General features: G+C 66.3%; 9 protein-coding genes. 2 read left to right on the forward strand and 7 right to left on the reverse strand.

The genetic code is table 11. From position 1 onward, the window contains the following. Window positions 1–530 precede the first annotated feature (530 nt). On the forward strand, window positions 531–2,252 hold the full coding sequence (locus tag IT293_12620; GenBank protein ID MCC6765495.1) for a right-handed parallel beta-helix repeat-containing protein: 1,722 nt from the start codon (window positions 531–533) through the stop codon (window positions 2,250–2,252). Between the two features lie 381 nt (window positions 2,253–2,633). Next, complete coding sequence (locus IT293_12625; GenBank protein MCC6765496.1) at window positions 2,634–3,269, forward strand: hypothetical protein; 636 nt, start codon at window positions 2,634–2,636, stop codon at window positions 3,267–3,269. A 32-nt stretch (window positions 3,270–3,301) separates the two neighbouring features. On the opposite strand, the gene IT293_12630 is transcribed toward IT293_12625, so the two are convergent. The 7 genes from IT293_12630 to IT293_12660 all read right to left on the reverse strand — a co-directional run. Beyond that, window positions 3,302–4,792, reverse strand: coding sequence for a flippase (locus IT293_12630; protein MCC6765497.1), 1,491 nt, complete (start codon window positions 4,790–4,792; stop codon window positions 3,302–3,304). A gap of 10 nt (window positions 4,793–4,802) precedes the next feature. Then, the gene (locus IT293_12635; protein ID MCC6765498.1) at window positions 4,803–5,921 is read right to left on the reverse strand and encodes a glycosyltransferase family 4 protein; all 1,119 of its coding nucleotides are present in this window, start codon (window positions 5,919–5,921) and stop codon (window positions 4,803–4,805) included. A gap of 55 nt (window positions 5,922–5,976) precedes the next feature. Beyond that, window positions 5,977–7,002 carry a glycosyltransferase family 2 protein gene (locus IT293_12640; protein ID MCC6765499.1) on the reverse strand — a complete coding sequence of 342 codons (1,026 nt, stop codon included), beginning with the start codon at window positions 7,000–7,002 and terminating at the stop codon, window positions 5,977–5,979. Beyond that, entirely contained in the window at window positions 6,999–7,973 is a 975-nt protein-coding gene (locus tag IT293_12645; GenBank protein MCC6765500.1) for a polysaccharide deacetylase family protein, read from the reverse strand. Before IT293_12645 ends, IT293_12640 begins: the two co-directional genes overlap by 4 nt. Further along, window positions 7,907–8,704, reverse strand: coding sequence for a WecB/TagA/CpsF family glycosyltransferase (locus IT293_12650; protein ID MCC6765501.1), 798 nt, complete (start codon window positions 8,702–8,704; stop codon window positions 7,907–7,909). Before IT293_12650 ends, IT293_12645 begins: the two co-directional genes overlap by 67 nt. 25 nt (window positions 8,705–8,729) lie before the next feature. Continuing rightward, the gene (locus IT293_12655) at window positions 8,730–9,632 is read right to left on the reverse strand and encodes a polysaccharide deacetylase family protein (protein MCC6765502.1); all 903 of its coding nucleotides are present in this window, start codon (window positions 9,630–9,632) and stop codon (window positions 8,730–8,732) included. A 14-nt stretch (window positions 9,633–9,646) separates the two neighbouring features. After that, window positions 9,647–10,683: DegT/DnrJ/EryC1/StrS family aminotransferase (locus tag IT293_12660; GenBank protein ID MCC6765503.1), on the reverse strand; the 1,037-nt coding region annotated here is incomplete at its 5' end.

A 10,683-nucleotide genomic window follows, 5' to 3' on the forward strand; every position in this document is an offset into this window, starting at 1 on the left:
ACCCGACGGCGATTCCGAATAGCGGTGCAAGGAATGTTGAAGTCGCAAAGGTCCGGCGTGGCTGGGCGGTCGGTGGTGCCGCGGCCAGCGGCCGGAAATCCACTGTGCTCGGGTCGGTTGCGGATGATTCCGTGGTCAACGTGGACTCGTGAAACGCGGACGACTTTTCGCCGCGTTATGCGTCCCCCGCATGATCGAGAGGGCCACGAGCGGCGTCAAGACGCCATCGTGAGGTCCTAGGCGCTCGCCATATCGGTGGCGGCCGACAAAAACCGACATCCCGCTTGCGGCGGAGGTTGTCGCGCCGCCCATGTCGAGCGGGTATCATCCGTAGAGTGGCATCTTGGCACATGGATTGCTTGGGCCTGGGAATGTACTGTAGAAAACGCGCTCCGGTGCCCCGTCACTGCTCGCAGCTCCGTACCGCGGAGCCGTGAGGAATCGAGCCTCAAAATCAAGTGGCCGATCTCACTCACGAAGCGCGTGTACAACATTTGACGTCGCGACTACGGAGCCAACCAATGAAATCTATGTCCACCGCCAGCCCGACCGTCACTATCGCAGACTGCCGTTTGCGCGATGCCGCCGCCGTTGGTCATCGAGCGACAGTGCGCGCGCGCGGCGGTGCACTCATTGCGATCTTGGCGTTCGCCGCGACGGTCAACGCTGAGGCGACGACGTACTACGTCGCGACTACCGGCAGCGACAGCAATCCCGGAACCCAGGCCTCGCCGTGGCGCACCATCGGCAAGTCCGCGGCGTTCATGGGGCCTGGCGACACCGCGATCATCGCAGGCGGGACCTATGCGGAGAAGGTTACGGTCACCAAGAGCGGCACGGCCGCGGCACCGATCAAGTTCCAAGCGGCGTCAGGGCAGAAAGCGATCATCGACGGGGCAATGGTTTCGACCGGCATCTACGGCTCGCTGTGGGCGTTCTCGAGTGTGTCCTACGTCGAACTCGACGGACTCACGATCAAGAACTCGCAAGGCTTTTGCGTGAGCCTCTCGGGCAATTCGACGCACATCGGTGTCGGCAACCTCGACGTCTCGAATTGCGCCGCTGCGGGCGCAATCTGGGTCGAAGGCTCGATGGTTCCATCGTACTCGACCTTCCATGACAACAAGGTCCACGACAATCCGCATGGCGGCATCGTGCTGTGGAACTCGCCCGGCGGATACTACCTGATCGAGCGCAACCGTGTCTGGAACAACGCGGGCGGCGGTAATTTCGACGGCATTCAGGTGGGCGGTGAGGCCGCGGGGCTGCATCATGTCGTCGTGCGCAACAACGTTGCCTACGACAACGGCACGGCGACGGTCGGGGCCGACCAGATCGACATGGGCGGTCACTCGGCAGCGCATCACTATCTGCTCGAAGGCAACGATGTGTGGGGCGTCGGCGGTTCGATCAAGATCCACGGCCAGCCCGCCCAGTACACGATCGCGCGCTTCAACCGCGCGACGGGATTCGGCTTCAACGAGTACGACCGCCCCAATGCTCCCGCCATATACAACAACAGCATCTACGACGCCGCACATGCGGTGCTGTTCTATTCCGACTACGTCGACTCTGGGCACGGAAGCAGTTTCGGCGGGATGGAGCTGCGAAACAACCTGTTCGTCGATTCTAGAGACTATACGTTGGTCGTCGCCGCGGTGTCGGGTGGCAAGATCGACGTGCGACGGTCGTCACTGAAACTCGACGGCAACATGTATCGCTTCGGCAGCAAGGGCATCTCATGGAGTCCGCGCTCGTACAATTGCGGCTTGCCCGCGCCCAACGGCGACATGGAATTTGCTGCTTTCCAGGCCGCCAATGCGCCCGAGGTGCAAGATCCGCGCGGCAAGAAGACCACGGCGGCGGCGACTGCGATCTTCGCGAATCCGTCGGCGCGGAACTACGAGCTGATCGCGGGAAGTCCGGCTATCGATGCCGGCGTGGAGCTCACCACGACCAAAGCGAGCGGGACGCAGACGACCACGGTGCCGGTCGTGCGGGCTTCGTTCTTCCAGGACGGATACGGCGGCTTGATCGAGCCTGATCAGGTAAAGATCGGCGCGAACGCGCCGGTCGCGATCATCTCCGTGGACGACGTCAACAACAAGATAGTCGTCGCGACGCCGATCTCTTTCGCGTCGGGCGCGTCCGTCAATCTGCCGTTCAGTGGCATTGCGCCCGACGTCGGTGCTTTTGAGTTTGCGGCAGGCCTCCCGGCACCGAGCCTGCTGAGTGTCGATCCCGTTCCGTGAAGCACGGCCGTCAGAACTGGGAATGGATGAACGGCCGCGTGGTGAGTGGATAGGAAGAGGAAGAGCAGCAGGATCCAAGCGGTCACCAACATCGCTGCGGCGGTGGGATGGAGTCAGAGCCGGACTCACCAGCCGGGTGATGCCGTCCTGGCGGAGCGGATCGGAATGCGTCGCGCAGCCGCTCTGTAGGAGGGAGATCGCCGGGTTTCGCTGGCGCGATCCAAGGTCTCGCCGACCGCATATCCCAGGACCACTAGCTAGTTCGCGCGCGAGGCACCATCAGAGCGACGTCGACAACACGCGGCAGCATCACGAACCCGAGCGTCATGGCCGTCGCGAACGGCGTCCGGATCCGGAAGCAGTCGCTGACCGTCCAGCGCCATGGGACTCGTCTTCGAGCGGCTTCCACCCGCGGTTCTCGGAGACCACGCTCGCCGGGGATCCGGCGACGATCGCGTTGCACGCCGCGATGCGCTTCGTCACGACGCTGCCGAGGCCGACGACGACGTTGTCCGCGATGCCGCTTCCAGGTGCGAACCGAACGGCACTTCCGACGTAGCTCCGTCGGCCGATCGTGATATCGCGCTCGATCACCCCGACACCGTGGGTCCAGAACTGAGACTCGCGTCCGGCGATCCACGAGCCGTCGCCGAGAACGAAGCGCCCGGCGACGTCGAAGAAGTGATGGTCCGTGATGCGCGCTTCGCGTCCGATCGAGAGCTCGCGGGCGTACGGTACGGCGCCACGCTCGCTCGCGGTCCAGACTCCGCAATCGAAAACGTTGTGGCTCTCGATGTCGGCGCCGGGGCCGACAGACACCTGCATGGGTCCGACGAATCGGTTGAATCGTCCGATCGTGCAGTGATCGAGCGTAGCCTGTTCAACTGCGATCACGGTGCCGAACCCAACCCGGGCATTAACGATCCGGTAGCCGAAGCACCATCGGTAGAGCCGCGTACGGAGGAAGTTGGACGGCAGCCCGCTTACCGCTATGGCGAGCGCAAGCCGCGCGCGTGAAGTCGGGCGGGGTGCGTCGGCGGGTGTAGCGCTCATGACGACGTCGCCCGGCGGAGTGGCAGCATGCTACGGCAGCGTCGTCCGAGTCGCTGCAGCGTGGCGATCTCCTCGCTCTCGAAGAAGCCGCCGAGGAAAAGCGCACCGACATATGCGGCGGCGGGTACGACGGCGCGAACGGCGAGGTGCTGGCCGCTCGTCAGCCAGGTGAGCACGGCCGCCGCGAGGGCCGCGACCAACGGGATGAGATTCAGCGTCAACGGCGACGACGTTCCCGGCGCACGTCGGCGGAGGTACGCGACCTGGGCAACCGCGTACGCCAGCATCGAGACCAGCGTTGCCAATCCGGCTCCCCATGGGCCGTATGCGGGGATCAGGTACAGGTTTAACGCGACGTTGATGGCGGTGAGCGTGACGTTCATCGCGAGGTCGATGCGCTGCAGCTCCGCAGCCACCAGCACGTACGCGTGGTAGCGCACCCAACCGTACGGTACGAGCGTCCAGACGAGCACCGTCAACGTAGGGCCCGCCGAGCGGAAAGCGGTGCCGTACAAGGTTCCCATCACGTCGTCGCTCACGACCGTGGTCCATGCCGCCAGTGGCAGGCTCCCAGCCGCCAAGAATCGCATGGCGAGGCGCCCAAGGCGTGCCAGCTCGGCGCGATTCGATCGCACTGCGGCGGCGAGCTGCGGGTACAACGAGAGACAGAAGCTGTGGGGCACGACGAGCGCGAGCTCGAGGATGCGCCACGCGGCGCCGTAGCGTCCGACGTCTTCCACGGTGCCCATCTTCGAGAGCATGAAGACGTCGATCCGCCAGTAAAGCGTCGCGAAGATTGCGATCGCGACGAAAGTCGGCGCGCTTCCGAGCAGCCCCTTTAGGAGCTCGGTCTTGCGGCCCATGCGGACGCGGATGCCGATCGATCGCAGGAGCGCCGTCGCGATGACATTCGCGACGACGCGTCCAGCGACGGCGAGCACGATCACCGTCTCCAGCCCGTAGCCGAGCAGGAGCGCGGGGGCAGCAAGCCCCACCTTGACGGCGTTTTCCGCGAGCGCGACGCACGCGAGATAGTCCATGCGCTCGCGTGCGACGAAGGCCCCATCGTACAGCATGCCACGCGTCGAGGGCAGCAGAGCGAGACTCGCGATTGCGATGGCGATCGCGGTGTCGCGGTCGTAGCCGAGTGCGGGGCCGAGCCCCGCCATCGCCGGCGTGAGAGCCAGCGACGCGATTGTGCCGAGCGTGACTGAATGGTTGAGGATCTCCTCGAGGCGGTCGGCGTGCTGCACGCCGTCACGAGTGATGATCGAATACAGCCCGAGCGGGGCCACCGTCACGAAGAAGTAGAGGTACGTGAGCGCGAGCGTGTACTGGCCGAGACCGTCCGTCCCGAGGATCCGCGAGATCGCGAAGACCAGTATCATCGACAAAGCGGGCATCAGCACCCGGAGGACGACGAGGGCTGCCGTGTTCTTGAGTATACGGCGCCCGGACGATCGCGCTGCTGTCACGTCGTGCGTCATGCGCCTCGGGTCATACTGATGCAGCGAGCTGCGCGTATTCCTCGCGCAGCTCGTCGGCCAGTCGGCATGGGGAGTACTCCCGCTCGATCACGGACCGCGCCTGCTCTGCCATCCGGCGGTTCGCTGCGATGTCCGTCAGCAGGATCTCGACCGCCGCCGCGAGCGCCTGGACGTCTGCGACCGGCACCAGCAGACCCGACCGTCCCGGATCGACTAGCTCGCGGAGGCCCGGGATATCTGTGCCAACGACCGCGACGCCGGCAGCGAACGCCTCCATGACCACGCGCGGAATGCCTTCGGCGTATGAAGGTAGCGCAAGCGCCGTCGCTTCGCGCAGGAACGGCCGGACGTCTTCGACAAAACCGGTGAAGGTGACGCGCTCGGCGATGCCGGCACGCGCGGCGATCGCGCGCGCCTCCTCGATGTCCGGTCCCTCGCCCGCGATGACGAGCCGAAAGCGCTGAAGACGCCCGACGACGGCGGCTGCCTCGAGAAGATCGAATAATCCCTTCTCGCGCGCGACGCGACCGACGAAGAGCAGCACCCGTTCGCGCGGCAGGGCGGTCTTGCGCTCAGCGTGGATCGCATCGAAGGCGTTGATGTCGACGGCGTTCCGGATGCGTCGGACCTTCGCGCCGAGCCCATACGGCCCCAACACCGCCAGCTGGTGATCGCTCAACGGGTATACGCGATCGAACCCGCGCAGGAACTGTCGACCGATTGTTTCGTACACGCGGATGCGAAAGCTCTCGTGATCGCACCAGCCGTGCGGCGTCGTGACGAGACCGATCGGCAGGCCGCGCGTCGCGAAATATCCGAGGATGTCCGACTTGAATCCGTGCGTGTGGAGAACGGCGATGCCTCCGTCGATGAGCAGCGCGCGAACGGCACGGATCTGCCGCATCGCGAGCTTGCCGCCGATCGCCAGGTGCCGTGCTGGGAGGCCTTCTCGAACGAGGAAGCGGGTGAAATTGTCGTATCCGGGCTTGGTGCCGATCGTCAGGACCGCTTGGTCGACCTCGCTGCCGGCGAGCGCGCGCAGTGCAAGGTGTGTCCAGCGCTCTGGTCCGTAGAGGCCTTTGGACGAGTGGAGATGCAGGACGCGAATCCGATGGGTCGGTGCGGTCACCGTCGCCGCTGGCGCGAGATCTTCAATCGGAACGCTGCGCACGGCCATGGAGATCTCAACCGTGTCTGCCGGACGCGGCTCTGCGGTCGATAGGCGCGCGCATTGGCCTGGTAAGCTCTTCGAGGGAATACGTGAAGTCCTCGTGCGGGCGCGGGGACTCGACGAAGGATCGCAGGCTGCCGATCGCTACGGAAGTCCAATCCGCGACGATGAATGTGGCGTCACGCACGCTCCGCCGACGCCACGCGAGCCCCGCGACGCTCAGGGCGCCGAGGAAAGCCCACGCAAGGAGCGGCACGGGGGAAGCGATCGGCGTCGCCAATGCCGCCAATGCGCCCGCCAGCAGATACACAGCCGTCGCGATGTAGCGGTTGAAGCGTCGCGCGTGCTTCAGAAAGAGTCCGTCGCGCCACGCGATGCGCAACACCTGGCCGGGTCCGCCCTGCATTCCGGCACTGTACCGTCGCCACATGCCGGCTATCGTCTCTTTCTTAATGGTGTGGTGGAGCAACATCGGTTCGATCGTGTGCACTGCGCGATATCCCGCTGCTTCGAGCCTGATGCGTAGCTCCTGCTCTTCGCATGCGATGATGAACGGATTGAATCCCTTGCAGCGGATGAGCGCCTCGCGGCGATACAGTGCGGTTCCTCCGAGCGCATTGGTCATGCTCGTGGTATCGACGACGCCGTTCTCAACGTTGCGACGCGCTCCGTGAATGACGCCGAGTGTCGGATCGAGCCTCATGCGCACGATGGCGAGCTCGAGCCATCCCGGGACGAGTTCGCAATCGCCGTCGAGGAAGAGCACGTATGGCGCACCGATCCGCTGCGCGCCAATCCATCGCCCCGCCGCAGCTGACATGCGTAGCGCCCGGTAGCGGAACACCCGCACCGGATACCGCGCGGCGATTGCGGTCGTGTCGTCGCTTGAGTCGGAGTCGATGACGACGACGTCAGCGTTCGCGAAGGACGGCTTGATCGCCCGCAGCACCGACTCGATACATGCCGCGACGCGCGCGGCCTCGTTGCGCGTGATGATGACGACGCCGAGTTCGTGCGCCGAGCCGTTCGCCGGATTCATGGCGTTGCCTGCAGGCACCAGAGCCAGTGGTCGACCCATCGCCATCCGTCCATCGCACCGCTCGCGATGGCGCGAAACATCCACAGGCTCTCGCCGCCCTCGATCTTCACCCGCGGAAGACGGAGGGGGTCGCTGTCGCGCGTGATCGATCCGTGCTGTGACGTGAAGGCAAGGCGATAGCCAGCGGCACGCAACGTCGCGGTTGTACGATCGTCGTAATCTGCACGCGTTCCGAACGGGTATGCGAAAGCGGTGACCGGCCGTCCCGTGAGGGACTCCAGAACCGCGCGCGAGCGCTCGGCCTCGATCCTTTGCGTATCTCCCGGGAGCCGCGCGAGTGATCGGTGCGACCATGCATGTGATCCGATCACGACGCCGCGCGATGCTAGTAGCCGAAGCTCGGCCTCGGTGAGCCTGGCGTCCGTACTCTCAGGCTCCACCGTGCGTGTCTTGCCGTCGCGCACCAACTCACCCGCCGGAACGAACGAGACGAGCGGAATGTCGTGGCGTGCGGCGATCGGCGCAGCGTAGGATAGCACGCAAGGGTTGCCGTCGTCGATCGTGACGAGCACCGCATTCGGTCGGAGGTCGCGCTCGCCGCGCAGGAAGGCATCAAGCTCGTCCAGGGAGATCGCGCGGCCCTCGTGGGCGAGCCACGCCATCTGCTGGTCGAACTCCTCCGGCGAGACGCAGAAAGGATCACGTTGCACATGCCCGAAGCGATGATACGTGAGGACCCGGACGCCGCCGCGGCGATGCGGCACGATCGCCCGAACGAGCGACGTGCCGACGACGAGCGCCGTGCGGAACGTCTTCTTGATCCACCAGCGCAAGGCGCGGCTGTTGATCCCCACGATGTTTCGCGCGTTCGACGACGCCCGTCTGAGCGTCTGTGTGCCAGCCACTAGAGCCATGTGTCGCGCGCCACTCGCGCCAGGAACTTCGGATTGCCGACGAGGTACCGCCGCCATTTGTGAGGCTGCTGCAGCATGAGCTGGACCCACTCGAAGCCGTTGCGTCGCACCCACATGGGCGCACGCTTCAGGACTCCGCCCCAATGGTCGAAGAGCCCGCCGACGCCTATGGCGAGCTTGACCCCGGTTAGACGCTCGCGGTTGTCGTGGATCCAGCGTTCCTGGATCGGATTCCCCATGCCGACCATCAACACGTCGGGGCGTGCGGCGTTGATGCGCGCGACCACCGCGTCATGCTCCGCCTGCGGATAGTGGCCGTGCTGGCATCCGACGACGTTCAGTCCGGGAAATCTCGTCGGGAGGTTCTCCGCGGCCCGCGCGACGACGTCCGGCCGCGCGCCGAAGAGGAAGTAGCGATACGCCCGTTCCGTCGTGTTCACGAAGAAGTACGGCAGCAGGTCGGTACCCACCAGGTTGGCGATCATCTTCTTGCCCTGCCAGCGAGCGGCCCAGCGGACGCCAGTGCCGTCGCCGAACACGGCGTCGGCACCGTTCAGCACCGAGCGGTAATCCGGGTCGTCGCACGCCAGGTTCAACGTATGGGCATTCACGAGATAGACGGCGCGCGCACACGGCGACGCGACCCAGATCAGCTTCTGCATGTACGCGACAGCTTCGATCGTGTGCAGATTCGCGATCCGTACACCCAGGATCTTCACGACGCGCGCGTCCGTGGGACCGTACGCTGGCGGTACGCTGTCGCGAAAGTCGGCGCTACGCATCGGCATGACCACGGGACATCGCACGCCGCCGTCAGGCGGCCATGCCCTCCTCCATGGCCTGCCGGTATGTGAGCACCCGGCGCTCGCGGGCGATCGTCGTGAGGATGTCGCGCAACGCGGCGCGCTTGGCCGCGAGCGGTATCTTCATGCCGGGGTGCCGGTCCATGCGGGGGTCGACGTCGTCGCTCGCCAGGTCGAGCAGGTCGGCGGCGTGGAACTCGTAGCAGAGCGGCCGTCCGGAGCGCAGCGCCGACGCGAGCCCGCGTCGGAAGAGCCACGACGGCACGAAGTACGAGAACGTGTGGTAGACGGGCAGCCGGAGCCAGCGCGTCACCGAGATCGGGAACTCGACGAGCGCGCCGCGCGCGGAGCGCGACCGATGCGGCACCGTCGGCGCGAAGGCGTGCCCGAGGAGGTCCATCGAGAAGATCGAGCCCTTCTGCGCGCTCCGCCGATAGGCGGCGAGCCGGCTCGCCACCAGGACCGGCGTCGGGAAGACCGACGCGTCGTACCGGTAGCCGCACTCCGCGATCATCCCGAGCACGCGGTCCGTCACGTCCCATGCCGGAGCCCGGAAGCCGATCACCTCGGCGCCGCTCGCCGCGGAGAGCCGGGCGCGCGACTCGCCGAGCTCGGTGCGCAGGCGGTCGTCGTCGAGGGTGCTGAAGGGCTGCGTGTGGGTGAGGGAATGGCTCGCCACCTCGTGGCCGCCCGCGACCGCCCGCCGCCAGAGCGCGCGCTCCGAGTGGGCGTCGCGCGCGATGACGAAGAGGACCCCCGGCACCCCGAGCTCGTCGAAGAGCTCGAGCACGCGCGGGACCGCCGTCCGGTAGATGCGGTCGCACGCCGGCATGTCCTCGATACCGTAGCCCTGGAGGTGGCGGTCGACGGTGTCGAGGTCGCAGGAGAAGATGGCGTAGGGCCGAGTGGTCATGCGTGCTTCGTGGATCAGGCGCTCCGCGCCGCCGCGGGCCGCGTCAGCTCCGCGACGGCATTCTGCACGGCCGACGCGATGAAGGCGACGTGCTCGTCGGTGTAGAACTCGTTCCACGGCAGGACGACGACCCGCTCGAGCCCGCGGACGGTTCCCGGATAGTCCTTGGCGTCGTAGACGATCTTCGCGCCGTCCTCGCGCTCGCGGTGCGAATAGGGGAACTGGCTCTGGCCGAAGGTCTTGCGCTTCGTGAAGACCTCGCACTCGAACGCGGGCTTCTGGATGTAGCGCGGCGCGCAGAACACGCCGTTGGCCTTGAGGGCGCCGCCGAGCGCGTCCGAGCCGCCGTGGATGACCGCCGGGTCGACGATCAGCGGATACTTCCAGTAGACGTGCGTCGCGTGCGGCGCCGGCGCCGGCAGGATCACCCCCGGCGTGCCGCGCAGGCGCTCCGTCAGCCGCTCGGCGGTGCGGCGTCGGCGCTCGACGACGCCGTCGAGCTTCGCGAGCTGCGCGCGCGCGACCGCGCCCTGGAGGTCGGTCATCCGGTAGTTGAGCGCCAGGAAGTAGTGGTCCGGCTTCGGGTCCCCGTAGCCCCAGGCCTTGTCGCTGAAGAGGATCATCCAGCGCGCGTAGGCCTGGTCGCTCGTGATCACGAGGCCGCCTTCGCCGGTCGTCATGTGCTTGCCCTGCTGGAGGCTGAAGGCGCCGATCGCGCCGATCGTGCCGACGAGCCTCCCGTGCTGGGTCGCGAGGAACGCCTGCGCGCAGTCCTCGATCACCGGGATGCCGTGCCGGTCCGCGACCGCCTTGATGCCGGCGACGTCGCAGGGGTTCCCGAAAAGGTGCGTCGCGATGATCGCGCGCGTGCGCTTGGTGATGCGCGCGGCGACGGCCTCGGGCGTCACGTTCAACGTCACCGGATCCACGTCCGCGAAGATCGGGATCGCGCCCTGGTAGAGGATCGGCGCGATGCCGCCCATGTCGGTGATCGACGTGGTGACGATCTCGTCGCCGGGCTCCGGGTCGATCGCGGCCACCGCGCAGTGGA

The sequence above is a fragment of the Deltaproteobacteria bacterium genome (assembly GCA_020848745.1).
Taxonomy (GTDB): domain Bacteria; phylum Desulfobacterota; class Binatia; order UTPRO1; family UTPRO1; genus UTPRO1.

What these genes read in the sequence shown, in the direction of transcription:
- IT293_12625 (MCC6765496.1), top strand. Translation starts at nt 2,634, where the DNA reads ATGGGACTCGTCTTCGAGCGGCTTCCACCCGCGGTTCTCGGAGACCAC.
- IT293_12655 (MCC6765502.1), bottom strand. Translation starts at nt 9,632, where the DNA reads ATGACCACTCGGCCCTACGCCATCTTCTCCTGCGACCTCGACACCGTC.
- IT293_12630 (MCC6765497.1), bottom strand. Translation starts at nt 4,792, where the DNA reads ATGACGCACGACGTGACAGCAGCGCGATCGTCCGGGCGCCGTATACTC.
- IT293_12640 (MCC6765499.1), bottom strand. Translation starts at nt 7,002, where the DNA reads ATGAATCCGGCGAACGGCTCGGCGCACGAACTCGGCGTCGTCATCATC.
- IT293_12650 (MCC6765501.1), bottom strand. Translation starts at nt 8,704, where the DNA reads ATGCCGATGCGTAGCGCCGACTTTCGCGACAGCGTACCGCCAGCGTAC.
- IT293_12620 (MCC6765495.1), top strand. Translation starts at nt 531, where the DNA reads ATGTCCACCGCCAGCCCGACCGTCACTATCGCAGACTGCCGTTTGCGC.
- IT293_12645 (MCC6765500.1), bottom strand. Translation starts at nt 7,973, where the DNA reads ATGGCGGCGGTACCTCGTCGGCAATCCGAAGTTCCTGGCGCGAGTGGC.